Annotated in this window: 24 protein-coding genes and 2 tRNA genes; 14 read left to right on the top strand and 12 right to left on the bottom strand. The window is 61.4% G+C overall.

Features of this window, described 5'->3' with window-relative positions; translation table 11 throughout:
• Window positions 1-395: 395 nt before the first annotated feature.
• Window positions 396-968, bottom strand: coding sequence for a DUF4276 family protein (locus tag AC07OO_RS11460; RefSeq protein ID WP_495082233.1), 573 nt, complete (start codon window positions 966-968; stop codon window positions 396-398).
• 3 nt (window positions 969-971) lie between these two features.
• Window positions 972-2171 carry an AAA family ATPase gene (locus AC07OO_RS11455; protein WP_495082232.1) on the bottom strand — a complete coding sequence of 400 codons (1200 nt, stop codon included), beginning with the start codon at window positions 2169-2171 and terminating at the stop codon, window positions 972-974.
• Between the two features lie 740 nt (window positions 2172-2911).
• Between AC07OO_RS11455 and AC07OO_RS11450 the strand changes: the two genes are divergently transcribed.
• Window positions 2912-2988: transfer RNA gene (locus AC07OO_RS11450), tRNA-Ile, on the top strand.
• An 89-nt stretch (window positions 2989-3077) separates the two neighbouring features.
• Here AC07OO_RS11450 and AC07OO_RS11445 read toward each other — a convergent pair.
• From AC07OO_RS11445 to AC07OO_RS11430, 4 genes are all read right to left on the bottom strand, one after another.
• On the bottom strand, window positions 3078-3977 hold the full coding sequence (locus AC07OO_RS11445; protein ID WP_495082231.1) for a response regulator: 900 nt from the start codon (window positions 3975-3977) through the stop codon (window positions 3078-3080).
• Window positions 3978-4054: 77 nt separating this feature from the next.
• The gene (locus AC07OO_RS11440) at window positions 4055-5530 is read right to left on the bottom strand and encodes a putative bifunctional diguanylate cyclase/phosphodiesterase (protein ID WP_495082230.1); all 1476 of its coding nucleotides are present in this window, start codon (window positions 5528-5530) and stop codon (window positions 4055-4057) included.
• An 88-nt stretch (window positions 5531-5618) separates the two neighbouring features.
• Window positions 5619-6068: a MerR family transcriptional regulator gene (locus tag AC07OO_RS11435; RefSeq protein ID WP_495082229.1), complete on the bottom strand. Its 450-nt coding sequence runs from the start codon at window positions 6066-6068 to the stop codon at window positions 5619-5621.
• Window positions 6069-6078: 10 nt separating this feature from the next.
• Window positions 6079-6375 (bottom strand): SCP2 sterol-binding domain-containing protein, encoded by a 297-nt coding sequence (locus AC07OO_RS11430; protein WP_495082228.1) that lies wholly within the window; start codon window positions 6373-6375, stop codon window positions 6079-6081.
• 163 nt (window positions 6376-6538) lie between these two features.
• On the opposite strand from AC07OO_RS11430, the gene AC07OO_RS11425 reads away from it, so the two are divergent.
• The 7 genes from AC07OO_RS11425 (at window position 6539) to greB (ending at window position 13921) form a co-directional block, all read left to right on the top strand.
• A complete protein-coding gene (locus AC07OO_RS11425; protein WP_495082227.1) occupies window positions 6539-8149 on the top strand; it encodes an acyl-CoA carboxylase subunit beta in 1611 nt (536 codons plus the stop codon).
• A 30-nt stretch (window positions 8150-8179) separates the two neighbouring features.
• Window positions 8180-9331 carry an acyl-CoA dehydrogenase family protein gene (locus AC07OO_RS11420; protein WP_495082226.1) on the top strand — a complete coding sequence of 384 codons (1152 nt, stop codon included), beginning with the start codon at window positions 8180-8182 and terminating at the stop codon, window positions 9329-9331.
• Window positions 9331-10164: an enoyl-CoA hydratase/isomerase family protein gene (locus AC07OO_RS11415; protein WP_495082225.1), complete on the top strand. Its 834-nt coding sequence runs from the start codon at window positions 9331-9333 to the stop codon at window positions 10162-10164. Before AC07OO_RS11420 ends, AC07OO_RS11415 begins: the two co-directional genes overlap by 1 nt.
• Window positions 10165-10299: 135 nt before the next feature.
• Window positions 10300-12270, top strand: a complete 1971-nt coding sequence (locus AC07OO_RS11410; RefSeq protein WP_495082224.1) for an acetyl/propionyl/methylcrotonyl-CoA carboxylase subunit alpha — start codon at window positions 10300-10302, stop codon at window positions 12268-12270.
• Between the two features lie 4 nt (window positions 12271-12274).
• Window positions 12275-13141 carry a beta-keto acid cleavage family enzyme gene (locus tag AC07OO_RS11405; RefSeq protein WP_495082223.1) on the top strand — a complete coding sequence of 289 codons (867 nt, stop codon included), beginning with the start codon at window positions 12275-12277 and terminating at the stop codon, window positions 13139-13141.
• Between the two features lie 44 nt (window positions 13142-13185).
• A tRNA-Arg gene (locus AC07OO_RS11400) sits at window positions 13186-13262 on the top strand.
• A gap of 83 nt (window positions 13263-13345) precedes the next feature.
• Window positions 13346-13921, top strand: a complete 576-nt coding sequence (greB, locus tag AC07OO_RS11395) for a transcription elongation factor GreB (RefSeq protein ID WP_495082222.1) — start codon at window positions 13346-13348, stop codon at window positions 13919-13921.
• Here the strand turns inward: greB and AC07OO_RS11390 are convergent.
• The 4 genes from AC07OO_RS11390 to AC07OO_RS11375 form a co-directional block, all read right to left on the bottom strand.
• Window positions 13911-16232 carry a RelA/SpoT family protein gene (locus AC07OO_RS11390; protein ID WP_495082221.1) on the bottom strand — a complete coding sequence of 774 codons (2322 nt, stop codon included), beginning with the start codon at window positions 16230-16232 and terminating at the stop codon, window positions 13911-13913. The two genes, greB and AC07OO_RS11390, sit on opposite strands and share 11 nt — an antisense overlap.
• 100 nt (window positions 16233-16332) lie before the next feature.
• The gene (gene rpoZ, locus AC07OO_RS11385; protein WP_479610817.1) at window positions 16333-16536 is read right to left on the bottom strand and encodes a DNA-directed RNA polymerase subunit omega; all 204 of its coding nucleotides are present in this window, start codon (window positions 16534-16536) and stop codon (window positions 16333-16335) included.
• A 16-nt stretch (window positions 16537-16552) separates the two neighbouring features.
• Window positions 16553-17173: a guanylate kinase gene (gene gmk / locus AC07OO_RS11380; RefSeq protein ID WP_495082220.1), complete on the bottom strand. Its 621-nt coding sequence runs from the start codon at window positions 17171-17173 to the stop codon at window positions 16553-16555.
• A gap of 3 nt (window positions 17174-17176) precedes the next feature.
• Window positions 17177-18091 (bottom strand): YicC/YloC family endoribonuclease, encoded by a 915-nt coding sequence (locus AC07OO_RS11375; RefSeq protein ID WP_495082219.1) that lies wholly within the window; start codon window positions 18089-18091, stop codon window positions 17177-17179.
• A gap of 78 nt (window positions 18092-18169) precedes the next feature.
• Between AC07OO_RS11375 and AC07OO_RS11370 the strand changes: the two genes are divergently transcribed.
• From AC07OO_RS11370 to AC07OO_RS11345, 6 genes are all read left to right on the top strand, one after another.
• A complete protein-coding gene (locus tag AC07OO_RS11370) occupies window positions 18170-19177 on the top strand; it encodes a serine/threonine protein kinase (RefSeq protein ID WP_495082218.1) in 1008 nt (335 codons plus the stop codon).
• Window positions 19174-20088: a PP2C family protein-serine/threonine phosphatase gene (locus AC07OO_RS11365; protein ID WP_495082217.1), complete on the top strand. Its 915-nt coding sequence runs from the start codon at window positions 19174-19176 to the stop codon at window positions 20086-20088. Before AC07OO_RS11370 ends, AC07OO_RS11365 begins: the two co-directional genes overlap by 4 nt.
• A gap of 90 nt (window positions 20089-20178) precedes the next feature.
• Window positions 20179-20907: a ribonuclease PH gene (gene rph / locus AC07OO_RS11360; protein WP_495082216.1), complete on the top strand. Its 729-nt coding sequence runs from the start codon at window positions 20179-20181 to the stop codon at window positions 20905-20907.
• Window positions 20908-21038: 131 nt separating this feature from the next.
• On the top strand, window positions 21039-21641 hold the full coding sequence (gene rdgB, locus AC07OO_RS11355) for an RdgB/HAM1 family non-canonical purine NTP pyrophosphatase (protein ID WP_495082215.1): 603 nt from the start codon (window positions 21039-21041) through the stop codon (window positions 21639-21641).
• A gap of 217 nt (window positions 21642-21858) precedes the next feature.
• Entirely contained in the window at window positions 21859-23025 is a 1167-nt protein-coding gene (gene hemW, locus AC07OO_RS11350; protein ID WP_495083336.1) for a radical SAM family heme chaperone HemW, read from the top strand.
• 119 nt (window positions 23026-23144) lie between these two features.
• Window positions 23145-23840: a CBS domain-containing protein gene (locus tag AC07OO_RS11345; protein ID WP_495082214.1), complete on the top strand. Its 696-nt coding sequence runs from the start codon at window positions 23145-23147 to the stop codon at window positions 23838-23840.
• 11 nt (window positions 23841-23851) lie between these two features.
• Here the strand turns inward: AC07OO_RS11345 and AC07OO_RS11340 are convergent, their stop codons facing one another.
• Both AC07OO_RS11340 and AC07OO_RS11335 read right to left on the bottom strand, forming a co-directional pair.
• A complete protein-coding gene (locus AC07OO_RS11340) occupies window positions 23852-24715 on the bottom strand; it encodes a FecR domain-containing protein (protein ID WP_495082213.1) in 864 nt (287 codons plus the stop codon).
• Between the two features lie 20 nt (window positions 24716-24735).
• Complete coding sequence (locus AC07OO_RS11335; RefSeq protein ID WP_495082212.1) at window positions 24736-25830, bottom strand: FecR family protein; 1095 nt, start codon at window positions 25828-25830, stop codon at window positions 24736-24738.

Here is a 25830-nt window from a genome sequence, read left to right as displayed (position 1 = left end):
CAAGCGGTCTATTTATACCCAATTTAGGTTTGTTGATGGCGTCATCAACAAGATTTTTGAAAGATTATGTGCTAGCCCTCGCCGAATATGGACGAGTAGCTATTGAATGTATAGCGTGCGGTATCCGGGCGTTAGCTCAGTTGGCTAAAGCAGAGGACTCATAAGACACGCTACAGCGGTCTATTCTCTCCTCGTAAGCCGAAGATGTTGAATTCCGCTGAACCCTGACCCAACCTTGGGGGACCCCTTCGGGCTGGACCTCTTGATGACATGGACCTTCTCCTTCTATGAAGGCCCAGCAAGCGTATCAGTTCATCAGCCCCCAGTGGTCCACCCCGAAGGGGTCACTCCACTGCCAATGTACCTAGCCCGTTAGGGCAAAACAAGCAAAGTCGTTAAACATTTCCCACCCCATTGATCACGATATCGAACAACGGGTTGAACGACGGACATCTCGCTCTTACCTTTGCTAAATCAAGATAAGCAGCAATTTTGGGATTGTGGGTGGCATTCGAATATCGAGGGCGAGAATCTATGCGACTCAACCTTGTTAAATGCTCCTTGGGGCTATCAATCGTTTCCGGCGCAATCTTTTGAGCAGCAGGCCTCCAGCCCGTAAATACATGTCGAACAGCATCTATATCCGCAAGGATCCAAGACTCTATTTCTTGAATAGGGACCAGTGCACACATGGGCGCAGTTACCCCCGATGGGGCAATCACATTGTTGATCAAACGATTCCGTCGTTCAATGGGGTCGTCACCATCAGAGTCATAGCAAACAACATAGCGTTGCGCGTTACCCAATGCTTGAAATAATTGCAATTGGCGGGCACCCTTGCGTAACATTTCTGAGCATCCGTTATACCCTTTTCCATGCACAGGGAGATTGTGTGTCCGCGCCAGTTTTCTGATCAATACGGTCAGCGTCTCAACGTCGGACCGATCTTCGGCAATTACTGCGAACAAGTTTCAGCGCTCCTCAACAGATTCAATGAACTCCGACAAAGGGCCATCGTTGGCCATAAATTGGCGAGCTGCATTTAATTCATTGGCACTTAACTGTTTCACACGTGTAAAACCATCCACAAGATCGACAAGCCTTATTTCCTCTGGAGAAATTCTGTTTAAAACATCGGGTGAATGACTTGTAATAATGAATTGATTAGGTATGGCGTATGAACGGAAAATAGGGATTAACTTGTGAAGTAGTCCTGGGTGAATACCATCTTCTGGTTGTTCGATCAATGAAATTGCAGCATTGTCGTAAAGCAGGGATGTAAGCATCCGGGTTATTCGACGTGTGCCAAATGACAAATTGGCAAACTGCAAGCCATTTGGACTCTTTTTCCCACTCGAATAAAAGTTAATGAAAAAGTACCTCTGGATTGTTGGCTTTCCAGAAATATCGTTGGGGCCAGTAGGTGCCTCGACAGATGTGACGTTTATATGGTTTAAAAGATCTACACCTTGAGGGCCTAAAAGGGATAGCAGTTCATCAAAGACTTCGCGTTGTGTTAACCACAGGTCCAAGATTTTGAAAAGAATTGTGCTATTGGCATCGCTTGCGCCAGTCTTGGTGCTGACCCATTGCGCGTATTCTTTGTCGACAATGAAAGGAACAGCGTATGCAGTCTCAAATTCTTCTATTGGGTAGTACTTGATTGAGCCAAAAAATTCACTAAGCTTTCTGATGTGCGGTGTGAGTTCGTGATCAGGGAACAGAGACAAAACAGATTGCGCCGCACTGATAGCCGGTCCAATTTTGGCAGTTGAGCGTTCTTGACCAACCGTTAACCCACCTCTGTTGCTTGCGAAAATGAGGTCGTCAACCCCTTCTGACTTTTCTTCGAACAAGATTTCCGTCAGGTGATATACCAAATTTTCACGTGGTGGTGTTTCGTTAGTACCTTCCATGGTACCAATTACGGCAACCATATAGCGATAAGTGGATAGCCCCACCTTTAAGCGAAGAGTAACCGTACCATCCTGCAACAGGTGCATTTCCAATGAACCTGCTGTTGAAAAAATACTTGCAGCCCAATCAATTGCCTTCAGCACGGTCGTTTTTCCACCACCATTACGGCCGACAAATGCAACCAGTTCACGCATATCCTTAATTTCGACCGATTTACACGATCGAAAATTTTGAATTTCAACTGAAAGTAGCATGGACGGAGGGTCTTAGTTTGGTGATTCGGCGCATTCTCTCACGACTGGAAAAGCGCAGTTTAAACCGCAATTTTGCTACAAAATATGTAGCTGTTGCCACAGAAATGATGGGCAGTAGTCCTCTTTCAAAGGCCTTTGTTCAAAGCACACCACTCCCGCTCAAATGTGCGCGTTTGAGTACCTCCGAGAACAGCATTTCTACCCTGTCATAGTCTGATGGATCAACCTGCGACTGGATCACGTCGGTCGCGCTTCTTGAGGCGCTTCCCTTGGCGCACTTTCTAGTGGCTTTCGCCAGGTATCAGCGGGGTAAATTCCAACCCAGGCAGCAACAGGCAGTTGTTCAGGCCATTCAAGAACGCCTCAAGCACTGGGACATAAGCGCCGCTGATGTGCTGTGGCGGATAACGGAAGGGCTCCCAAAGGCCGCGCAGGTCTACGAACCCATAGAGGCGCATGCCGCCGAGCTGGGCTCAAAAGGCGCAGCTATCGCCCGTCGATCGGCAATCCTCATTACGGGGACCAGCGAAGGCCCGGTGGCGCAGTCATGCAACAGCACAATTGGACGACTCCTAGGTGGTATCCAAGCTGGGGACGGTGGTTCCGAAGCACCGAACTAGCCGAACAGGATGGATTCCGCCCGCAAGCCCCAAATTCGAGATACTGTTTAAGCAGCTGGGCAAGTGTTGTACCGCCACATATTGGCCTCCAACAACCCCATTACAATCTCCCGCTGGTTCGGGGCGTTAGCTCAGTTGGTTAGAGCAGAGGACTCATAATCCTTTGGTCGAGTGTTCAAGTCACTCACGCCCTACCATTTACCTTGAAATGTAAAAAGCCTGCAATTCGATTGAACTGCAGGCTTTTCGCTTTTCTGTGGCTTGGGTGGTGCCGAAATCTCGCCCGTCACAGCAGCAACTGGATGATCTCCGGCTTGCCCACCTCTTGCGCCACGGCCAGTGCCGTCTTGCCTTCCAGGCTGGTGTTCTTGTCCATGCCGCGCCCGGCGACGAAGAGGGCCACGGCCAACTGGTCGCTGCGGCGAATGGCGGAGAAGAATTGGCCCTGGTCGAAGTACTGCAAGCCCATGGCGGTAAGCTGCTTGCGGGCTTCCAGCTCGGGCCACTCGGCCAGCGTGCTGACGACTGGAATATTGCTGCCCGCTGGAGGCACGCCCGCCAGTGACGCGGCTGTGCGTGCGGCGGGCAGGGTCTGGATCATTTCTTCCTGCACGTCCTTGACGGCAGCAGCGGGGGCAGAGGAGGACGACGACGGCTCGGCGGCGCCAAAGCCCTTGCGGCGCAATTCGCGGTTGGCGTCCAGCAGCATTTCGATGCGGGCGAAGACTTCAAAGCGCGAGAAGGGCTTCTTCATGAAGTCGTCGGCGCCGATCTTGTTGGCGTAGAACTGCTCGGTGGCGTGTTCGTTGCCGCTGATCATGATGACGGGGATGTGGTGGGTGGCTGGGTCCTTGCGGATGACGCGCAGCGCTCCAAAGCCGTTCATGCCGGGCAGCACGATGTCCAGAAAGATCAGGTCCGGTTTGACCTCGGCCAGCATGGCCAGGCCGGCCTCGGCGTCGCCAGCGTCGCGGGTGATGTAGCCGGCCGACCGCAAGATCTTGCGCAGCGCCGCCACCACGGTGGGGGAGTCGTCAATGATCAGCGCAGTAGCACCCTGGCGCGCATTCTTGCGCTTGCGGTTGCGCCGCTCAATGGCGTTTTGTACCGGCGAGGCGGCGTCGGGCGCGGGTGTGGTGCCGGGCTCTTTTTTGGTCAGAGCTTTGAAACGGTCAAAGAAACTCATGGCATTGCCTTATAGGGAGAAACGGCTTCGCAAGCGGGGGCTGGCAATTTTCTTTTCAGGTGGGGTGGGCGTTGGGGTCAGTGCAATTTTCCCAGATAAGTTTCTGAAAACAAGGATTTGCGGAATTCCATCTCATCGGGCTGGTGTTCGTCCAGCGCCAGGCGCTCCAGCTCGTAGGCGGGCATGGGCAGGGAGAACAAGAAGCCCTGCAGCTCGTTGCAGCCCATGGCCACCAGCAGATCGCGCTGGCCGGGTGTCTCTACACCCTCGGCCACCACGCGCAGGTTCAGCGCCGTGGCCATGTTGACGATGGACTGGACGATGGAGCGGGCGTCTTCGCTCTCCTCCAGGTCGGACACAAAGGCGCGGTCGATCTTCAGCTCGGCGGCGGGCAGCTTGCGCAGCGCGGCCAGGCTGGAGTAGCCGGTGCCAAAGTCGTCGATGGAGACGTGGAAGCCTGCATTGCGCATCTTCTCAAAGGTGAGCTGCGTGACCTTGGTGTCTTCCATGGCGACGGACTCGGTGATCTCACAGGTAAAGCGCTCGGGCTGTATGCCGTTGCGTTGCAAGGCCGCCTCAATACGGTTGACCAGGTCGTCTTCGCGCATCTGGTAGCCCGAGATGTTGACGGCCACCCGCATGCGCAGGCCTTGCTCACGCCAGCGCGCGGCCTTGCGGCAGGCCTCTTCTATGACCCAGTGGCCTATGGGGCCGATCAAACCATATTGCTCTGCCAGTGGGATGAATACCACGGGGCTGACCAGGCCGCGCTCGGGGTGGTGCCAGCGCAAGAGGGCCTCGGCCCCAGTGACCTGCAGGCTGATGGCGTCGATCTTGGGCTGGAAATAGAGCTCGAACTCGCCCTTTTCCAACGCGCTGCGCAGACCGTTGAACAGCAGGGCCTGCTCGCGCACCTCCACACCCATTTTGGGGTCGTAGAGGCAGAAGTCGCTACCCCCGTTGAGCTTGACGCTGCGCATGGCCAGCGCGGCGTTGCCCAGCAGCTTGCTGATGGCGCCATGGTCCGGATAGATGGCGATGCCGATGGAGCAGGTGAGCTGGGCGCGGATGGTCTCGTAGCTAAAGGGCACGGCCAGCGCGTCGGCCACGCCCTGCGCCGAGGTGTGGGCGCTGTGGTGGTCGCCGTCCACGATAAGCGCGAATTCGCCGACCGCAATATGGCAGGCCTGGGTCTTGGGGCCGTTGCACAGGGCCAGGCGCCGCGACACTTCGCGCAGCAGACGGTCGCCGGTTTCGTTGCCGAAGGCATCGTTGAGCATCACGAAATTGTCCAGTGCCACGTACAGCACACCGAAGGGGCCGGCACCGTTGTTGTCGGCCTTCAGCGCCCTTCGGGTCAATGCAGCATCGAAGCCTGCGCGTGTCAGCAGGCCGGGCATGGCGTCGCTGCCGGCTTGGGTCGACAACTGCTTGCTCAAGCCATCCATTTCTTGCGCCAGCGCCAGCCGGCGTTGGCGTTCACGCCAGTACAGCGCGGCCATGGCGAGGGCGATGACCACACTGGCAGCGGCAATGGCAGACCAGGTGTTCATGGACAGCGTGGCGGGTATGGGGCTTGGCACTGGGAGGGCACAAGGCATCATAGCCAGTTTCGGGCCGCTGGCAGCGGCTTTTGCGGGCTCAGGCCTTGCTGTCTGTGCGTTGACGCACTTCCAATTGCTTGCGCGCGTAGGTGTTGATGACGCGCAGCTCGGCCAGTGTTTCGTCGATGCGGGCGCGCTTCTTCTCCAGCTCCACAATCTCGGCGTCGGTGCGCTCGATGACGTAGTTCAACTGCTGGTTGCGCCCCTCGCCCTGGTGGCCATACAGGTCCAGGTAGCGTTTGATCTCGGACAGCGGTGAGCCAATCGCCTTGGCCCGCAGTATCAGCGCCAGGCGGGCCCGGTCGCGCCGCGTGTAGACCCGCGCACCATTGATGCGCCGCGGGGCTAGCAGGCCCTTGTCCTCGTAAAACCGCAGCGCCCGCAGCGTGATGCCGAATTCGCGGCACAGCTCGGTGATGCCAAAGAGTTCGGTCGTGGCCTGGTCGCGGTGGGAGTCGACAAAGGCCTGTGCGTCGGTTGCGGACATCGTCGTGGACTCAGATTACGCGTTGCAGGCGCATGGCCACGCCCATGTCACCACTGACCTTGAGCTTGCCGGCCATGAAGCCGGTGGTGGGGTCCAGGTCGCCGCCGAGCATGGCGTTCAGATTGTCCAGTGTGATGCCCACGGTGCAGTCGCTATCCACGTTGTCATTGGTCACCGTGTTGGGGGTGGATGCGCCGTCGATGCGGATCACGCCGTCGGCACCGCAGTCGAACTTGAGCGTGGCGTTCAGGCCGCTGTCGGCGCCCACCTTGGTTCGGATGGCTTGGGTGCAGGCTTCGAGATTCATAGGGACGCTCCTTGCGTAGTCAGGGTGGTGATGGAGCCGGATGGTATCGGTGGAGTATCACCTAAACATCAGTAAAAACACCTATACGGCACTAGGTTGACGTTAACGTCACCATGCCGTCTAATGCCAATCACCAATGCAAGGACTTCTAGGACTGCTACCCATGCCTGCCCTCCGTTCCAAGATCAAAACTACATCCGACGCCTTTGCCGCCAATGCCCAGCGCATGCAGGGCCTGCTGGCCGAAGTCCAGCGCCTGGAAGGCCTGGTGATTGCCGAGTCTGAATCCAAGCGCGACAAGTTCGCGCAGCGCAAGCAGTTGCTGCCGCGCGAGCGCGTGGCCCGCCTGCTGGACCGCGGCACGCCCTTCCTGGAGTTGAGCCGCCTGGCCGGGCTCAACATGCACGATGACGACGGCAAGAAGTCGGTCATGGGCGGCGGCTCCATCGTCGGCATTGGCGTGGTGGCGGGCAAGCGCTGCATCATTTCCGCCAGTGACAGCGCGGTCAAGGGCGGCACCGTGGCGCCCATGGGCCTGAAGAAGGGCCTGCGCATGCAGCAGATCGCGCAAGAGAACAAGCTACCGCTGATCTCGCTGGTGGAGAGCGGTGGTGCCAACCTGATGTACCAGGCCGAGATCTTCATCGAAGGCGGCCGCACCTTTGCCAACCAGGCCCGCATGTCGGCCATGGGTCTGCCGCAGATCGCGGTGGTGCATGGCTCGTCCACGGCTGGTGGCGCCTATATGCCGGGCCTGTCGGACTATGTGATCCTGGTGCGTGGCCGTTCCAACATCTTTCTGGCCGGCCCGCCCCTGGTCAAGGCTGCCATGGGTGAAGACTGCACTGAAGAAGAGCTGGGCGGTGCCGAGACGCATGCCCAGGTCACCGGCCTGGGTGAGTATTTGTGCGAGGACGATGCACACGCCATTGCCATGGCGCGCGAGGTCATGGACAAGCTGCGTTGGGATGCAGCGCAGCCGCCCGCCACACATGCCGAGCCGCTGTTTGATGAGCAGGAGCTGATGGGCATAGTCCCCGCCGACGAACGCGAGCCCTATGACGTGCGTGAGGTCATTGCCCGCCTGGTGGATGGCTCGGACTTTCTGGAGTTCAAAGCGGAATATGGCGCCGAGACGGTGTGCGGCCACGCCCGTGTGCAGGGCCATCTGGTCGGCATTCTGGGCAACAACGGGCCGATACAGCCCACCGGTTCGACCAAGGCCGCGCAGTTCATCCAGCTGTGCGACCAGAGCGGCACGCCGCTGGTCTTTTTGCAGAACACCACCGGCTACATGGTGGGCTCTGCGGCGGAGCGGGGCGGGGCCATCAAGCATGGCAGCAAGATGATCCAGGCCGTGGCCAATGCGCGCGTGGCCAAGTTCACCTTTGTGCTGGGTGGCTCCTACGGCGCTGGCAACTACGGCATGTGTGGTCGCGGATTTGACCCCCGCTTTATCTTCGCCTGGCCTTCGGCACGCACGGCGGTGATGGGGGGCGCGCAGGCGGCCAAGGTCATGGACATTGTCAACCGCGCCAAGATCGAGCGCAGCGGCATGGAGGCCAATGAAGAGGCCCTGGCCGCCATGTCAGACGGCCTGCGCCTGCGGCTGGACAAGGAATCCACCGCGCTGTTTGGCACGGCCCGCCTGTGGGACGACGGCATCATCGACCCGCGCGACACACGCCGCATCCTGGGCCTGGGTTTGGCGCTAGCGGCCGAGGCCGAGCAACGCAAGCTGAACCCCAACACCTTCGGCGTCGCCCGCATGTAAACCCCTACCAACGACAAGAACAACGCCACCATGAAATTCACCCCCGAGCACGAGCAGATCGCCGACACGGTCCGCAAATTTGTCGCCAAAGAAATCAACCCCCACCTGCCGGAATGGGAAAAGGCCGGCATCTTCCCCGCCCACGCCCTGTTCAAGAAGATGGGCGACCTGGGCCTGTTGGGCATCAAATACCCCACCGAGTTTGGTGGCCTGGGGCTGGATTTCAGCTACTCCATGGTCATGGCCGAGGCGCTGGGTGAATGCAATGCCGGCGGCGTGCCCATGGCCATTGGCGTGCAGACGGATATGTGTACGCCGGCACTGGCCCGTTTTGGCAGCGACGCGCTGCGCCATGAGTTTCTGGCCCCCAGCATTGCCGGCGATATGGTGGGCTGCGTGGGCGTCAGCGAGGTGGGGGGTGGTTCCGATGTGGCGGCGCTCAAGACCACGGCCCGCAAGGATGGTGATGACTACATCATCAACGGCTCCAAGATGTGGATCACCAACGGCATGCAGGCCGACTGGTGCTGCCTGCTGGCCAATACGTCCGAAGGCGCGCCGCACAAGAACAAGTCCATGATCGTCGTGCCGCTGAACAGCCCGGGCGTGACCCGCCAGAAGATCGACAAGATAGGCATGCACTCCAGCGACACGGCACAACTGTTCTTCGACAACGTGCGCGTGCCGCAGAAGAACCTGATCGGGCAGGAGGGCATGGGCTTCATGCTGCAGATGTTGCAGTTCCAGGAAGAGCGCCTCTACGGTGCGGCCGGCAGCCTGCGCTCACTGGACCGGTTGATCGACCAGACGATCGACTACACCCGCAACCGTGAGACCTTTGGCAAACCCATCCTGCACAACCAGGTCGTGCATTTCCGCCTGGCCGAGTTGCGCACCGAGGTCGAGGCCCTGCGGGCATTGACCTACCGCGCGGTCGAGAGTTATGTGGGCGGCAAGGACGTGACCAAGCTGGCCTCCATGGCCAAGCTCAAGGCCGGGCGCTTGACCCGCGAGGTGGCGGATAGCTGCCTGCAGTACTGGGGTGGCATGGGCTTCACCGCCGACAACCCCATTGCCCAGTCCTACCGCGATGGCCGCCTGATCTCGATTGGTGGCGGTGCCGACGAGATCATGCTGGGCATCATCTGCAAGCTCGAAGGCACCTTGCCAGGAAAAGCCTGATGGCAAATGCTATGAATTTCGAAGCGATACAGGTAGAGCGGACGAGGGCTACCACGCATATTTGCTTAAGCCGTCCTGAATCCCGCAACGCCATGTCGCTGCAAATGGTGGCGGAGTTGCGCCAAGTGCTGCAGGATGCGGAGGCCACCGTTGGCACACCCGATGCGGTGCGCGTGGTCGTGCTGCGCGGTGCGGGTGGCCACTTCAGCGCTGGTGCTGACCTGAAGGACATGGCGGCAGCACGCATGCGTGCCATGCAGGCGCCTACCGATGGTGCAGACCCCATTGCCGAAGTCAACGCTGCATTTGGCGAGTTGTGCGCGGCCTATGCCCGCACGCCGCTGGCCGTGGTCGCGGTGCTGGAGGGCACGGTCATGGGCGGGGGCTTTGGCCTGGCCTGCGTGGCCGATGTGGCCATTGCCAGCGAGACCGCGAGCTTCCGTTTGCCTGAAACCTCGCTGGGTGTGGTGCCCGCGCAGATCGCGCCCTTCCTGGTCGAACGTTTGGGCTACTCGCAGGCCAAGCGTCTGGCCGTCACTGGTGGCCGGCTGGATGCAGCCGCTGCCCTGCGCCTGGGGCTGGTGCACAGCGTGGTCGACACCCCCAACCTGCAGACAGAGCTGGACAGCGTGCTGGCCGAGATTCTGGCCTGCGCGCCCGGTGCGCTGGCCGCCACCAAGGTACTGATGGCCCAGGCCCGGCTGTGTGAACCGCAAGACCTGGTGCAACAGGCCGCGACAGTCTTCTCCAAAGCCGCCCAGGGCACGGAGGGGCAAGAGGGCATGGCCGCATTCCTCCAGAAACGCAAACCTAATTGGACATTGACAACATGACATTCTCAGCACAACAGATCGCCACTGAAAGCTTGTGTGGCAGAGGGCTTTGCGTAGGTAAAGGAGGAGGCCGCGCAGCGGACGGGGGACACGGAGCAAAGCGCTCTGCCACACAGGCTTTCCGCGAGGCACTCCATGTTTAGCAAGATTCTTATTGCCAACCGAGGCGAGATCGCCTGCCGCGTGATCCGCACCGCGCGCCACCTAGGCTATCGCACCGTGGCCGTTTTCAGTGATGCGGACCGCAACGCGCCCCATGTGGCGCTGGCCGACGAGGCCGTGCACATCGGCGCATCGCCAGCAGCCGAGTCTTACCTGCGTGTCGACGCCATCCTGGAAGCGGCGCGCAAGACCGGTGCCGATGCTGTGCACCCCGGCTATGGGTTTCTGAGTGAAAACGCCGGTTTTGCGCAGGCCTGTGCTGATACCAGTCTGGTCTTCATTGGCCCACCCGCCAGCGCGATCGAGGCCATGGGCGACAAGGCATTGGCCAAACGCCGCATGCTGGATGCGGGTGTGCCCTGTGCCCCGGGCTACCTGGGCGCGGACCAGAGTGATACGGTGTTGACCGCCGAGGCCAAGAAGCTGGGCTACCCGCTGCTGGTGAAAGCCGTGGCCGGCGGCGGTGGGCGCGGCATGCGCCTCGTCCACAGCGACGCTGAGTTGCTGCAGGGCATTGAAGGCGCACGGCGTGAAGCCACCAGCGCTTTCGGTGACGGCACACTGATGCTGGAGCGCCTCATCGCCAACGGCCGCCACATCGAAATCCAGGTCTTTGCCGACGCCCATGGCAACGCGGTCTACCTGGGCGAGCGTGATTGCACGGCCCAGCGCCGTCGCCAAAAGGTGATTGAAGAGGCACCGTCGCCGGTCGTCACGCCCGCCATGCGCGACGCCATGGGCAAGGACGCCGTGGCCGCCGCACTGGCCGTGGGTTACCGCGGCGCGGGCACGGTGGAGTTCATCGTCGACGACAAACTGAACCACTACTTTCTGGAGATGAACACCCGCTTGCAGGTGGAGCACCCGGTGACCGAATGCATCACCGGCTACGACCTCGTGGAGTGGCAACTGCGCGTGGCCGCGGGTGCGCCGCTGCCCGTGCAGCAGGCCGATGTCACCCTCACCGGCCATGCCATCGAGGCCCGCCTGTATGTGGAAGACCCCTACACGGGCTTTGCGCCGCAGACCGGCACGGTGCTGTGGTGGCAACCTGTGAGTGGACTGCACGCGGGCGTTCGCGTGGACGACGGCATAGCCCAGGGCAGCGTCATCTCGCCGTACTACGACCCCATGGTCGCCAAAATCATCGTACATGGCCGTGACCGCGATGACGCCATCCGCCGCCTGCGCGCAGCGTTGACCAACACGCCCTTGCTGGGACTGAAGAACAATGGCCGTTTCCTGAGCGACTTAGTGGACCACCCGGCCTTCCGCAAGGCCGAAATGACCACCACGTTGATCGACCAATGGCAGGAGCAGGGCGAAGCCTTGTTGCAGGCCCCGGTGCCGGGCGACGCCGTATGGCGCGTTGCTGCGATGGCCATGGCAACACGTGACGGCAGCAGCTGGCGCGCCAACAGCGTGGCCGCCTTTGATGTGAAGCTGCAATGCGGTGACGTTGTGCGCAACGTCCGCGTGCGCCCGGACCGCCAGGGTGCAGTAGCTGTGGCGTTGGACGCTGGCACCGCGGTGGATGCCTCGGTGCTGGAATTTGCCGATGGCCGGCTGCGTTATGCGGTGGACGGCGTCACGCGCAATGCCATCGCCGTGTTTGCCGGCACCACGCTGCACTTGGCGTTGGACGGGCATAGTTTTTTATTCGCCGAGGTCTCGCCATTCCCTGACGCCGATGCACGCAAGGACGCCAGCAGGGCCCGCTCGCCGGTAGCCGGCAAGCTCACCCAAGTTCTGGTGTCGGCGGGTGCGGCGGTGCAGGTAGGCCAGCAACTGGCCTGCGTGGAAGCCATGAAGATGGAAATGTGGCTCTGTGCCGAAGCCACAGGCGTGGTGCAGGCCGTGCACGCCAAGGCGGGCGACCAAGTGGAAGCGGGCGCGCTGTTGGTCGAACTGGAAATCGCTGCAACCCAAAACAAGGAAGCTTAAGAAAATGGAAAAAGCCATACTGACCTGCGCGCTGACCGGCGTGCTGACCAACCCCAAGCAGCACCCCGTGCCGGTGACCCCCGCACAGATGGCCGCGGAGGCGCGCGACGCCTTCAACGCCGGTGCAAGCATCATGCATGTGCATGTGCGCAACCAGGAGGAGGGCATGGGCCACCTGCCGTCGTGGGACCCGGAGGTCATGGCCTCCGTCACCGATGCGATCCGTGCGGCATGCCCCGGCGTCATCATCAACCTGACCACGGGTGTGGTGGGTAAGGACATCTCCGGCCCCTTGGCCTGCATACGCCGCGTCAAACCCGAGATCGCCGCCTGCAATGCTGGCAGCCTGAACTATTTGAAGATCAAGGAAGACGGCCAATGGGCCTGGCCGCCCATGGTGTTTGACAACCCGGTCGCCAAGGTCCAGCAGTTTCTGGACGTGATGGCCGAATGCGGCACGCACCCCGAGTTTGAGTGCTTTGACGTGGGCATCGTGCGTTCGGTGGGCATGTACATCAAGTCCGGCATGTTGAAGCCCGAGATGGGCCGGCCGGAGTACAACCTGGTCATGGGCGTGGCCTCCGGCATGCCTTGCGATGCCGACCTGCTGGCTCTGTTGCCGCAATGGATGGCGCCCAACGCCGTGTGGCAAAGCACGCTGATCGGCCGGTCCGAGATCTGGCCCGTGCACCAGAAGACGGCCGATCTGGGCGGCATGCTGCGCACAGGCTTGGAGGATACGTTCTACCTGCCCAATGGCGAGCGGGCCAGCGGCAACGGCGCCTTGATTGCCGAATTGGCCCAGTGCGCACAGCGGGCCGGACGGGTGATTGCGTCACCGCAAGAGGCCCGCGAAATGCTGGGTCTGTAATATTTTCAGAACTGCCAAAAAGCTGTGCTACAATCATTGGCTTAGCGGCTGTAGCTCAGCTGGATAGAGTACTTGGCTACGAACCAAGGGGTCGTGGGTTCGATTCCTGCCAGCCGCACCAAACGATAGCCCTAGAACAGCAATGTTCTAGGGCTTTTTCGTTTTTGCGCCCCGTTCTTTCCCGTTCTTTTATCCTATGCACCCATGAACAAGGCTTTCACCAAAGAGTCGGACCACGCAGACGATGAAGACGGCGATCCGCAACTGCCCCCCATTCCGGGTGGCGGCAAGAACTACATCACGCCCAAGGGCTACGCCACACTGCGCAACGAGTTGCTGGACCTGATCGACAACGAGCGGCCCAAGATCGTTGAAGTAGTGCATTGGGCTGCCAGCAACGGCGACCGTTCGGAGAATGGGGACTATCTGTACGGCAAGAAGCGCCTGCGTGAGATTGACCGCCGCATCCGCTTTCTGACCAAGCGCCTGGAGATTGCAGAAATCGCCACGCCCTCAATCCACTTTGGCAACGACAAGATTTTTTTTGGCGCCACCGTCACCTATGCTGATGAGGCCGGAGAGGAGCGCACCGTCACCATCACCGGCATTGACGAGGCCAATAGCGCGCTGGGCGAGGTGAGTTGGATCTCGCCGATTGCCCGTACGCTGCTCAAGGCCCATACGGGCGACGTGCTCAAGCTGGTGATGCCCGGCAAGGTGGAAGAGATCGAGGTGCTGAAGGTCAGCTACCCTGCACCTGAAAACAAGACTACTGGCTAGTGGGGCCGCTGGCGTAGTTGGGCGTTGCCACCTTGCGGCGCTCGGCCCGCATGACGGATGCCGTGCGGCTCAGGTTGCGCAGCACCATGGTCAGGTGAGCTGTGTCACGCACGCCGACCACAAAACGGAAGTCCACATCCTCCTGCGCACCCTCGCTGCCCATGTCGATGTGCACGATGTCGGCCTCGGCAGCGGCCAGAGACGCTGCTACCTTGGCCAGCACACCTTTGCCATTCTTGGCGGTGACCATGATGCCCGTTTCGAAGGAGCGCACCGGCTCGTCGGACCAGTCCACATTGATGAAGCGCTCACTATCCTTGTAGAGCAGCTTTTTGGCGACCGGACAATCGTGCACGTGCACGACCAAGCCCTCGCCACGGCCCAGGTAGCCGACGATGCTATCGCCCGGTATCGGTCGGCAACAGCTGGCAAATTGCACCGATGCGTTTTCGCTGCCGTCCAGTGTGATGGAGGCTTGCGCTGTAGATTCGTGCGCGGTGAATCGCTCGCGCGTCAGTAGCAGGGCGTCGGGCTTCTGGCCGCTGTCGGCCAGCAGATGCACTAGGCGCTTGGCCACAATATTGGCAATGCGCTTGCCCAGGCCGATATCGGTCAGCAACTCCTGACGGCTCTTATTGCCGGTAAAACGCAGTAACTTCTCCCAAATGGGTTCGTATGTGGGGTCTAGCTCCGCATCGGGGAAGCGGTCAATGCCCTCGGCACGCAGGGCCTGGATCAACAGCTTCTCGCCCAACTCCTCGGACTCGGTGTGGGCCATGGTCTTGAGGTGGTGGCGGATCTTGGATCGGGCGCGGCCAGTGCGCACAAAACCCAGCCAGGCCGGGTTGGGCGTGGCCATGGGCTCGGTCAATACTTCTACCACGTCGCCATTTTTGAGTTCGGTGCGCAAGGCGACCTGTTCGCCATTGATGCGTGCAGATACCGTGCGATCGCCCACATTACTGTGGATGGCATAGGCGAAGTCCACCACCGTGGCGCCCCGCGGCATGGCCATGATCTGGCTCTTGGGTGTGAAGACGTAGACGGCGTCGGGGAAGAGGTCGACCTTGACGTGGTCCCAGAATTCGCCGGCGTCGCGGGTTTCGTCCTGGATGTCCAGCAGGGACTGCAGCCATTTGGTGCCCAGTCGATCCGGTGGAGCCTCGTCCGGGTTGTTGACCTTGTACAGCCAGTGGGCCGCTACGCCGGACTCGGCCACCAGATGCATGGCCTCCGTGCGCATCTGAAACTCCACATTCACGCCCGATGGCCCCACCAGCGTGGTGTGCAGCGACTGGTAGCCGTTGAGTTTGGCGATGGCAATGTGGTCCTTGAACTTGCCCGGTAGCGGCTTGTACAACTGGTGCAAAACGCCTAACGCCGTGTAACAGTCGATAACGGTTGGCACTATGACCCTAAAACCATAGATATCGGTCACTTGAGCAAAGCTCAGGTGCTTGCTGTCCATTTTCTTGTAGATGGAGTACAGCGTTTTTTCGCGCCCGGCAATGCGGACGCTGATGCCGGCCTCGGCAAAGGCGGCTTCCACCTCTTTGTCCACCTTCTGGATCAGGTCGCGCCGGCGGCTGCGGGCCTTGGTGACCGCCTTGGACAGCGTGGTGTAGCGCCAAGGTCTCAGGTGGCGGAACGACAGGTCTTGCAGTTCGCGGTATGTCTGGTTGAGGCCCAGGCGGTGGGCGATGGGGGCATAGATTTCAAGCGTTTCGGATGCAATGCGCCCCCACTTGCTACGGGGTACATCGCCCAGCGTGCGCATATTGTGGGATCGGTCGGCCAACTTGATCAAGATCACGCGCACATCGCGGGCCATGGCCAGTAGCATTTTGCGGAAGGACTCGGCCTGGTTTTCCTCGCGGGTGTTGAATTGCAGCTTGTCCAGCTTGGTCAGCCCGTCCACCAACTCCGCGACCGGGGAGCCGAATTTCTCGATCAGCTCGGTCTTGGTGACGCCGCAGTCTTCCAGCGAATCATGCAGCAACGCCGCCATCAAGGCTTGGGCGTCGATCTTCCATTCCGCGCACTGGGCGGCCACGGCAATCGGGTGGGTGATGTAAGGTTCACCGTTGTTGCGCAACTGGCCCAAATGGGCTTCGTCGGCAAAACGGTAGGCCTGGCGCACCTTTTCCAGGTCTTCAGGCGACAAATAGTCCAGCTTGGACACCAATCCGGCAAAACTGGCGGCGGCGGCGTTGGCCGCGGCGTTGGTGGTCGCCGGGTCGAGCACGGGCGCATCAAGCGCACCCGATACGAGAGCATCTTTGCGCGGCGGTGGTTTGACAGGGGTGCCCATGGCGTAAATGTAGCGTGCTCCAAAAACATTGGCCGCGCCCAGGCCGCGAATGGGCCAAAAAAAAGCACCGCATGCGGTGCTTTTTAGGGAGCGCCAAGGCTTAGAGGGGGACTTTTTTCAGCATTTCAATGCCGACCTTGCCCGCAGCGATTTCGCGCAGGGCGGTCACACCAGCCTTGTTCTTGCTCTCGATCTTGGGCGTGTGGCCCTGGTTCAGCATGCGGGCGCGGTAGGTGGCCGCCAGCACCAGTTGGAAACGGTTGGGAATCTGCACCAGGCAGTCTTCTACAGTAATACGGGCCATGGAGTTCTCCGAAAGACTAGGGGATGAGCAACGCTTTGAATGTTTCGGCTCGGGCACGACGCTGCGCTGCAAATTTGAGCCGCTGGGAGTGAACAATGGCCTTCAAATCGAAAAGCGCACGGTCAAACAACTCGTTGATTATAACGAAGTCGAATTTTCCGGCCTGGGCGACCTCGATTGCGGCGTTTTTCATGCGTACGTCGATGACCTCGGGGGCGTCCTCGCCGCGGCGCTCCAACCGTGAGCGCAGCTCTTCCCAACTGGGGGGGAGGATGAAGATGGATACGGCGTTGGCAAAGATGTTCTTGATCTGGATGGCGCCCTGGTAGTCGATTTCCAGGATCACATCGGCGCCCTGGGCCATGCGCTCTTCGATGGCACGCTTGGAAGTGCCGTAGCGAAAGTTGTGCACATGGGCCCATTCGACGAAACCGTCGGCGGCGACCATGGCGTCGAACTCTTGTTCAGATGCAAAGAAGTATTCCCGGCCATGCTTTTCCTGGCCCCGGGGCGGCCGCGTGGTGTGCGACACCGAAGGCTGCACATGGGAATCCAGCTCCAGCAAGGCCTTGACCAAGCTGGATTTGCCGGCCCCACTGGGGGCGGCGACGACAAAAAGGTTACCGGGGTAGTCCATGCCCTATTCTATGTTCTGAACCTGCTCGCGCATCTGCTCGATGAGCACCTTCATGTCCACCGAGATATGGGTCAGCTCCAGCGCGGCTGACTTGGAGCCCAGCGTATTGGCTTCCCGGTGTAATTCTTGTATCAAAAAGTCCAGGCGCTTGCCGATCTCGCCGCCCTTCTTGATCAGGCGCTCGATCTCGTCCAGGTGGGAGGAGAGGCGGGTGATTTCTTCCGCCACGTCGATGCGGATGGCAAAGGCCGTGGCTTCGGTCAGCGCGCGGTCCTGGGCCGCCTCGGGCAGCGTGGCGCCTTCGGTCAGGGCCATGGCCTCTTTCCAGCGGGCCAGGAACTTCTGGCGGTTCTGCTCCACCAGTTGGGGGATCATGGGAACGGCCTTCTGGGCCAGGGCGCGCAGTTGCTGGATATGGTCCAGCAGCATGGTGCTCAGGCGCTCGCCTTCGCGCTGGCGGGCGTTCAGCAAGGACTTGAGCGCCTTGTCGGCCAGTGGCACGACCACGGCCGCCCAGTCATGCGAGCCGGTCTGTTCGGCGGCCGACAGGCGTATCACATCGGCCACGCTCAGCGGCGTGGCTGTGGGCAGCCAGGCCTTGACGTTGTCCTGCACGGCATTGAGGCGCTGCAGCATGCGCGTGGTGGGCTCGGCAACCGAGCTGGCGGCTTGCACCTCGATGGAGGCGCGCACCTCGACCTTGCCACGCTTCAACACACCCACCAGCAGGTCGCGCAACGCGGGCTCAAATTGGCGCAAGTCCTCCGGCAGACGGAAGGCCAAATCCAGGAAACGGCTGTTGACTGAACGTATCTCCAAGCCCAGTTGCCCGGCGGGGCCTTTGGCGTCGCCGTCGGGGGTGGCAGTGCCCGTGCTGTGCTGTGCACTGGCGTAACCTGTCATGCTATAAACTGGCATTGGGTGTTCTCGGTTCATGAAACGGCCCCGAGAATAACCCGGTTCAGACGGATCAGACAGGCGAGCAACTCTTAATTTATGTCGAAGGTCAAACCAGCACCCTTACCCCCCGACACCACGATTGGCGGCTACCGCATCATTCGCAAGGTGGCAGCGGGTGGCTTCGGCTTGGTGTATCTGGCGTTGGACGCCGATGGCCAGCGTGTGGCCGTCAAGGAGTATCTGCCTTCGTCGCTGGCGACCCGCGCACCTGGCGAGCTGCTGCCCCAGGTGCAGCCCGAAAAATTGTCGCTGTACCGCCTGGGCCTCAAAAGCTTCTTTGAAGAAGGCCGCTCGCTGGCGCAGATTTCCCACCCCTCGGTGGTCAGCGTGCTGAACTTCTTCCGCGAAAACGAAACCGTCTACATGGTGATGAACTACCTGGAGGGCGCCGCTCTGCAGGACTTCATCGTTACCGCGCGCGACCTCAAGCAGAGCAAGGTGTTCCGTGAATCGACCATCCGCTCGCTGTTCGACGAAATCCTGCGCGGTCTGCGCATCGTGCACCAGCACAAGATGCTGCACCTGGACATCAAGCCCGCCAATATCTTCATCACTGACGACAACAAGTCCGTGTTGATCGACTTCGGCGCCGCCCGCGAAGTGCTGAGCAAAGAGGGCAACTTCATCCGCCCCATGTACACGCCCGGCTTTGCGGCTCCCGAGATGTACCGCCGCGACGCCTCCATGGGCCCGTGGACCGATATCTACGCCATTGGCGCCTGTATCTATGCCTGCATGCAGGGCTTCCCGCCGAATGAGGCACCGCAGCGGCTGGAGAAAGACCGCATTGCCGTGGCCCTGGCCCGCTTGCGCGGCGTGTACTCCGACAACCTGATTGAGGTCGTGGAGTGGTGCATGTCGCTGGACCCGCTGTCTCGGCCGCAATCCGTTTTTGCGCTACAAAAGGAACTGAGCCGTGAGGGCGAACGCCGCTACACCAAGCTCAGCGTCGGTGAAAAGGTGCGCATGCAGTTTGACACCATGGTGACCGACACCAAGCGCAGCATGCTGGGTGTCGCCAACGCAGGCGCCAAACCGAAATGAAGTTTTCAGTATTCCAGATCAGCCGCAAGGGCGGTCGTGAAAAGAACGAAGACCGCATGGGGTATTGCTACACCAAGGCGTCCGGTCTTTTCTTGTTGGCCGATGGCATGGGTGGACACCCCGAAGGCGAAGTGGCCGCCCAGATGGTGCTGCAGGCCATATCGGCGCTGTACCAGAAGGAAGCCAAGCCCGAGATCGAAGACCCCAAAGCCTTCTTTGCCACGGCCATCATGGCAGCCCATCGCCAGATCCTGCGCTACGCCGCCGAAAAGCATTTGATGGACACGCCGCGCACCACGCTGGTGGCGGCCATCGTGCAGGGCGGCGTAGCCCACTGGGCACACTGCGGCGATTCGCGTCTGTACTTTGTGCGCCATGGCGAACTGCTGGCCCGCACGCGCGACCATTCCTATATCGAGCAGCACCAAGAGGCCAAGCCTGACGTGCCGCTGCCCGAGAAGTTCAACCGCAACGTGCTCTACACCTGCCTGGGTTCTCCGACCAAGCCCGTGTTCGACGTCACCGGCCCGGTGCCGCTGCAGCAGGGTGACCGCATTTTGCTGTGCTCCGACGGTTTGTGGGGCAGTGTGGAAGATACCGATATCGTCTACCAACTGGGCCAGAAGCCGGTGGCCTCTGCGGTGCCCGATCTGGTGGAGCGCGCGCTGATCAAGGCTGGTGCGCACAGCGACAACGTGACCGTGATCGCCATGGAGTGGGAGACACCCGACTCCTTCGAATCCACCCGCGGCAGCATCTCCACCGACACCATTGACGATGGCGTGTTTGCGTCCACCGTGCAGGCTGGCTGGCTGGATTCTGCGGTCGATGACCTGGACGACGCGGCCATTGAACGCTCGATTGCCGAAATCAACGAGGCGATACGCCGCTCTGCCGCCCGCAAGGCCTAGCCGCCACCAGGGTCACACCACCTTCATAGACGGCGGGCATGGTTGCTGCGCCGTCTTTTGCTTTTATCGTTTTCTTTTATTGGGATTTGTATGACCGAATTTGCCCGCTCCGGCGCACGCGCCGCCGACCAATTGCGCCCCGTGCGCATCACCCGCAGCTTCACCATCCATGCCGAGGGCTCGGTGCTGATCGAGTTTGGCAACACCAAGGTGCTGTGCACCGCGTCGGTCGAAGAACGTGTGCCGCCGCACAAACGCGGCAGCGGCGAGGGCTGGGTCACCGCCGAATACGGCATGTTGCCCCGCGCTACCCACACCCGCAGTGACCGCGAGGCCGCGCGTGGCAAGCAAAGCGGCCGCACGCAAGAAATCCAGCGCCTGATTGGTCGCTCCCTGCGCGCCGTGTTCGACCTGAAGAAGCTGGGTGAGCGCACCATTCAGCTGGACTGCGATGTGATCCAGGCCGACGGTGGCACGCGCACCGCCGCCATCACCGGCGCATTCGTCGCCGCCCAAGACGCCGTGAACGGCTTGCTGAAAGCCGGCAAGATCACCGAGTCGCCGATCACGGCTCCCGTGGCCGCTATCAGCGTGGGCATCGTGCAGGGCACGCCGCTACTGGATTTGGAATACGTGGAAGACTCCGCCTGCGACACCGACATGAACGTGGTGATGACTGGTGCCGGCCATTTTGTCGAGGTACAGGGCACGGCCGAAGGCGTGGCCTTTACCCGCGCCGAGATGGACAAGCTGCTGAGTCTGGCGGAGAAGGGCATCACCGAGTTGATGGGCTTGCAAAAGCAGGCGCTATCAATATAGTAGCTGCAAACGAACGATTGACGAGGGCTAGAGGCCGATTTGTCAATGAATGCCATTGAATTCGTGTCAATAAACCCATATTGGGGTAGTTGAGGCCTGAGTCCAGGCCTGTCTGGCAAGGAATGGAAAAAGTGAAAATTGTTCTCGCATCCAATAACAAGGGCAAACTTGCCGAACTGCAAGCCATGCTGACACCGCTGGGCTGCACGCTGGTGCCCCAGGGCGAGCTGGGCGTGCCCGAGGCGCCCGAGCCCTATCGCACCTTTGTGGAAAACGCGCTGACCAAGGCGCGCAATGCTGCGCAGCACACCGGTCTGCCCGCGCTGGCGGATGACGCCGGCTTGTGTGTGGACGCCTTTGGCGGCCTGCCGGGCGTGGACACGGCCTACTACGCCACGCAGTATGGCTATGCCAAGAGCGACGACAACAATGTGCTGGCGTTGCTGGAGCAGATGCAGAACATCAACAACCGCCGTGCCGCGATGGTCAGCACGCTGGTGGCTGTGCGCAGTGCCGACGACCCCGAGCCGCTGATCGCCGTGGGCCGCGTGGTCGGCGAGATTGCGCGGGAGCGGTTGGGCAGCAATGGTTTTGGCTTTGACCCGGTGATGTGGATACCGGAGTTTGGGCAGACCTTTGCGCAGTTGCCGAATGAGGTGAAGAATGCCAACAGCCACCGGGGACGTTCGGCGCAGCGCATGGTCGCGCTGATTCGTGAGAGTTGGTTGGCATGATTCGCAGCAGCAGATTCGCGCAAAAGCCCTCTCGCTCGCTGGAAGCCTGGGCGGCAGAGCGTTCTGCTCCGTGTCCCCCGCCCGCTTTGCGGGCTCCTCCTTTTACCTGCGCAGAACGCTCTGCCGCCCAGGCTCCCGGGGTGTTGGTGTGATTCCGATCAAGCCCGCAAATCCGGCGCAAGATGCGGCGGCTGTTGTGCATGACGTTCAGCACTACATGCGGCCGGGTACGTTGCAGTTGACTGCGTTGCCGCCGCTGTCGTTGTATGTGCACCTGCCGTGGTGCTTGAAGAAATGCCCCTACTGTGATTTCAACTCCCACGAAAAGGTGGGAGACGAACTTCCCGAGCAGCGCTATGTCGATGCGGTCATCGCCGACCTGGAGGCCGCCTTGCCACTCATCTGGGGCCGCACCATCCACAGCATCTTCATCGGCGGTGGCACACCCAGCCTGTTCGCACCGGCCACGATAGACCGGCTGCTGGGTGACATTCGCGCCCGGCTCAAGCTGGAGGCCAACTGCGAGATCACGATGGAGGCCAACCCCGGCACGTTTGAGAAGGACCGCTTCCGCGCTTTCCGCCAGGCGGGTGTCACGCGGCTGTCCATCGGCGTGCAGAGCTTCAACGACGACCACTTGAAGGCCCTGGGCCGCGTGCACGACCGGGCCCAAGCGCTGGCGGCGGTGGAAGAGGCGGCGCAGTCGTTTGACACGTTCAACCTCGACATCATGTATGCGCTGCCCGGCCAGACGCTGGAGCAGGTGGGCCAGGACATCGCCACCGCCTTGCAGTTTGCGCCGCCGCATATCTCCATCTACCACCTGACGATTGAGCCCAACACCTACTTCGCCAAGTTTCCGCCGGTGATCCCCGAGGACGACACGGCCTATGCCATGCTGGACCACATCACCGAGCTGACCGGCGCCGCGGGGCTGGAGCGCTACGAGGTGTCGGCTTACGCCAAGGCAGGGCACCGCTGCAAGCACAACCTGAACTACTGGCAGTTTGGCGATTACCTCGGCATTGGTGCCGGTGCGCACAGCAAGCTCAGCTTTGCACACCGCGTGGTGCGCCAGGTGCGCTTTCGCGAGCCGCGCTTGTACATGGACCATGCGCTGGCCGGCAACGCGGTGGCCCAAGATGAAGAGGTGGCGCGCGCCGATTTGCCGTTTGAATTCATGCTCAACGCGCTGCGCCTGCGCAACGGCTTTGGCCTGCGCGACTTCACCGAGCGCACTGGCTTGGCCGTGACCGCCATTGCCAAGGCGCTGGACGCTGCCGAACGCAAGGGCCTGATCGAACGCGACTTCGCGCGTGTGCGCCCCACGCTAAAAGGTTACGATTTCCTCAGTGACTTACAGGCGCTTTTCCTGCAAGAATAGATATTGCCCCCACGCTCCGCCGCTGCGCGGGTCGCTGCCCCCCAAGGGGGTTAATTTGCCTTGGGGCGGCCCGGCGGCAAATTGCCGTCTCTCGGCGGCCAACCAATTGGAGGACCCGCATGTTCTCGGTCTACGGCAAGGCAGGTCGCACCTTCAGGGGCTCGCTGGAAGAGCTGCGCCAAGTTGGTCCCATTGCTCGCGCCACCCGCACGCCGGTGGTCGCACCGGTGGGCATGGATGCGCAAGACCAGAACCCGGGCGGCAGCCACTTTGCCGATCTATTGCCTGCCACCAGCACGCCCCCGGCGCCGCGCGACGTGGCCCACCGCACGGCGCTGGCAGCCTATGAGCAAACCCGCAAGCCCGGCCTGCCGCGCCACCCGGTGACCCGCGTGGACGCGGTCATGAGCAGCCCGGTGGTCACGATTGGGGATGCGTCCACGGTGGAGCAGGCCTGGCAGGTGCTGGCACAACACAACCTGGGCCAGGCCCCGGTGGTCGATGCCGGTGGCGTGTTGATCGGCCTGTTCACCCGCGCCGACCTGCTGCGCCCCGAGCGCCTGCCCGGACCGGACAGCAGCCAGGCCCCGCACTGGACGAGCCTGCTGCAGCAAAACGTGACCGAGGTGATGTGGACGCCGGTGCCCAGTGTGTCGCCCGACGCCGATATCCGCCGCGTGGCCCGTGTGCTGCTGGACTCGGGCTTGCCCGGCCTGCCGGTGGCGGACGAGGCTGGCCTGGTCATTGGCTTTGTGTCGCGCTCCGACATCCTGCGCGCCGTGGTGGCCGACCCACCGCTGGATCTGTGGACCTAGCTAGCTAGCGTTTACTGGATGCAGGTCTTGCCGATGAAGCGGGTGCAGGGTTTGACCGGGGGAGGTGTCACGGGCGGCGCGGCTACCGGTGCTGCAATCGGCGCCACGGGTGTCGTCACCGGCTTCAATTGCCCCACCAGATTGGCCAGTTTGGCGGGGGTGGCGGCAGTGCCCGCACCTTTGTCATTGCTGCCCGCAGCCGGGCTGCGGTTGTTGCCCGTGGCAGTGTTGCCACCAAACAGGTTTTGCCCCGGGTTGGCCACCGTGACCGGCGGCGTATTGGCTGCGCCGGTGTAGCTGACCTGCGTGGGCGTCAAGGCAGCGGTCTGGCCGCCATTGGCCACCGTGCCGCTGCCTACCACCAGGCGCTGGTAGCTGCCGGGAGGTGTGGCGCTGTTGCCGCTGTTGCCTGCACCGGCTTTGGCATCGCCCTTGACGACGGCCGATTCCAGGTCCCCGCCCTTGAGTTTGACCGTGGCATTGCCCGATTGCAGCGTGAAGTTGGATGTCTTTTTGCTGTCCATCAGTTCCGCACCGATGACGCGGGCCGAGCCGTTGACCAGGTTCACGACCGGGGCCTTGTTGTCCGCACCTGCTGCTGGGGCGTCAATTTTCAATTCGGATTCGGGCCGCATGCCGATCAGGCTGCCGTCGGGCAGCAGTACCTGCGAGATGGCGCCCGACGGCGTCACCAGGCGTTCACCGGTTTGCAGCGTGTCGCCCTTGCTGGCTGGGCGTGTCGCGCCGCTGTTGGTGACGATTTGAGTGCCCTGCTGCGCAAACAACACGGTGCCTGCCGCCGCCGCCATGGCCACGTCGTGGGTAAAGGCCCATGCCGCCAGGGCGCAACAGGTGATCCGAAAGTGCTTCTTCATGGTGGGTCTCCAGGAATGGCTTACTTGGTGACGGGGCGAGGCGCCGTCTGCAAAATCGTGCGCTTTTGCTCGGGCGTCAACGTGGGCGCGGTGGAGGCGCTTCCGGTGTTGGTGGTGCTGGTCCCACTGCTGCCGGATGTTGTTCCGCCGCTGCCTGCGGGAGCCGTGCCACTACTGGAAGACGTCGATCCCGACCCGGTATTCGTGGTGCCCGATGTGGTGGCCGGGCTGCGGGTGCCGGTGGTCGGTGCGGGTTGGGTTTGCGCGGTGCCGCCCGCTGCTGCATCGCTGCCGCTGGGTGGCTGGTTGTTTGTTGTTGTCGTCGCGGTGCCGCCCGACAGGGCTTCGCGCCGTGCGGCGACCGAGGGGCGCAGCAGGCCATTACCTTTCTTGTTGCCATCGGCCTTGCTGTCGTCACCGTCTTTGCTGTCACGCGCATCGGTCTTGACCTCGACCTTGTAGAAATCGGGAATCTTCAGCAAGACCTGAGGCGGTGTGTCGGCGCCAAAGGGTGCAAAGCCCACATCGCCCCGTTTGAGCGACAGCATGCCGCCGGCGTTGCGGATAAAGGTCTCCCCGTCATTGACCTTGTCATACAGGCCGGGCGGCAACTGGTTCTGGCCACTGTTGCCGGGTGTGTTGTCTTGCACCACCACGGGTTCATGGTCGGTGCCGCGTATGCCGATGGTGGCAGTCCGGCTGCGGATCTGGTAGCCGTTGGGGTTGGTGCGGCCGATCAAGCCGGTGATGGAGCGAAAGCCGCCGCGCAGCAGCGATACCAAGAAGTTGGACTTGCTGGCATCCTGCTCGTCGTAGACAAAGCGGTCGATCACCATCTCGGTGTTGGGCCGCACCGACATATAGCCGCCGTCGTGCAGGCGCACCTGCACCAGCGAGTCGTCATGTGTGACCACCTTGTCACCGGCAAACAGCTCGGCGCCTTTTTGCAAGGCGCGCTCCTTGCCCTCGGGCTCCACTGCCTTGGCCGAGCCGGATACGGCCATCACGCGGGCCGCACTTTGTGCCCAGGCCAGTTGCGCCGTGCCCAGCAGGCAGGCCACCGTGACCAGACCGGCACGCGCAAAGGTGGGAAGAAGAGAAACGCAGACTTGCAT

The sequence above is a fragment of the Rhodoferax sp. GW821-FHT07G04 genome (genome assembly GCF_059418585.1).
Note: the sequence above shows the minus strand (reverse complement) of the source record. Positions and strands in the feature narration are given on the sequence as shown.

What these genes read in the sequence shown, in the direction of transcription:
- AC07OO_RS11430 (WP_495082228.1), bottom strand. Translation starts at nt 6,375, where the DNA reads ATGAATCTCGAAGCCTGCACCCAAGCCATCCGAACCAAGGTGGGCGCC.
- AC07OO_RS11410 (WP_495082224.1), top strand. Translation starts at nt 10,300, where the DNA reads ATGTTTAGCAAGATTCTTATTGCCAACCGAGGCGAGATCGCCTGCCGC.
- rpoZ (WP_479610817.1), bottom strand. Translation starts at nt 16,536, where the DNA reads ATGGCCCGTATTACTGTAGAAGACTGCCTGGTGCAGATTCCCAACCGT.
- AC07OO_RS11365 (WP_495082217.1), top strand. Translation starts at nt 19,174, where the DNA reads ATGAAGTTTTCAGTATTCCAGATCAGCCGCAAGGGCGGTCGTGAAAAG.
- AC07OO_RS11375 (WP_495082219.1), bottom strand. Translation starts at nt 18,091, where the DNA reads ATGCCAGTTTATAGCATGACAGGTTACGCCAGTGCACAGCACAGCACG.
- AC07OO_RS11405 (WP_495082223.1), top strand. Translation starts at nt 12,275, where the DNA reads ATGGAAAAAGCCATACTGACCTGCGCGCTGACCGGCGTGCTGACCAAC.
- AC07OO_RS11420 (WP_495082226.1), top strand. Translation starts at nt 8,180, where the DNA reads ATGAAATTCACCCCCGAGCACGAGCAGATCGCCGACACGGTCCGCAAA.
- AC07OO_RS11340 (WP_495082213.1), bottom strand. Translation starts at nt 24,715, where the DNA reads ATGAAGAAGCACTTTCGGATCACCTGTTGCGCCCTGGCGGCATGGGCC.
- gmk (WP_495082220.1), bottom strand. Translation starts at nt 17,173, where the DNA reads ATGGACTACCCCGGTAACCTTTTTGTCGTCGCCGCCCCCAGTGGGGCC.
- rph (WP_495082216.1), top strand. Translation starts at nt 20,179, where the DNA reads ATGACCGAATTTGCCCGCTCCGGCGCACGCGCCGCCGACCAATTGCGC.
- AC07OO_RS11440 (WP_495082230.1), bottom strand. Translation starts at nt 5,530, where the DNA reads ATGAACACCTGGTCTGCCATTGCCGCTGCCAGTGTGGTCATCGCCCTC.
- AC07OO_RS11415 (WP_495082225.1), top strand. Translation starts at nt 9,331, where the DNA reads ATGGCAAATGCTATGAATTTCGAAGCGATACAGGTAGAGCGGACGAGG.
- AC07OO_RS11390 (WP_495082221.1), bottom strand. Translation starts at nt 16,232, where the DNA reads ATGGGCACCCCTGTCAAACCACCGCCGCGCAAAGATGCTCTCGTATCG.
- AC07OO_RS11435 (WP_495082229.1), bottom strand. Translation starts at nt 6,068, where the DNA reads ATGTCCGCAACCGACGCACAGGCCTTTGTCGACTCCCACCGCGACCAG.
- AC07OO_RS11445 (WP_495082231.1), bottom strand. Translation starts at nt 3,977, where the DNA reads ATGAGTTTCTTTGACCGTTTCAAAGCTCTGACCAAAAAAGAGCCCGGC.
- greB (WP_495082222.1), top strand. Translation starts at nt 13,346, where the DNA reads ATGAACAAGGCTTTCACCAAAGAGTCGGACCACGCAGACGATGAAGAC.
- hemW (WP_495083336.1), top strand. Translation starts at nt 21,859, where the DNA reads ATGCGGCCGGGTACGTTGCAGTTGACTGCGTTGCCGCCGCTGTCGTTG.
- AC07OO_RS11425 (WP_495082227.1), top strand. Translation starts at nt 6,539, where the DNA reads ATGCCTGCCCTCCGTTCCAAGATCAAAACTACATCCGACGCCTTTGCC.
- AC07OO_RS11335 (WP_495082212.1), bottom strand. Translation starts at nt 25,830, where the DNA reads ATGCAAGTCTGCGTTTCTCTTCTTCCCACCTTTGCGCGTGCCGGTCTG.
- AC07OO_RS11455 (WP_495082232.1), bottom strand. Translation starts at nt 2,171, where the DNA reads ATGCTACTTTCAGTTGAAATTCAAAATTTTCGATCGTGTAAATCGGTC.
- AC07OO_RS11345 (WP_495082214.1), top strand. Translation starts at nt 23,145, where the DNA reads ATGTTCTCGGTCTACGGCAAGGCAGGTCGCACCTTCAGGGGCTCGCTG.
- AC07OO_RS11370 (WP_495082218.1), top strand. Translation starts at nt 18,170, where the DNA reads ATGTCGAAGGTCAAACCAGCACCCTTACCCCCCGACACCACGATTGGC.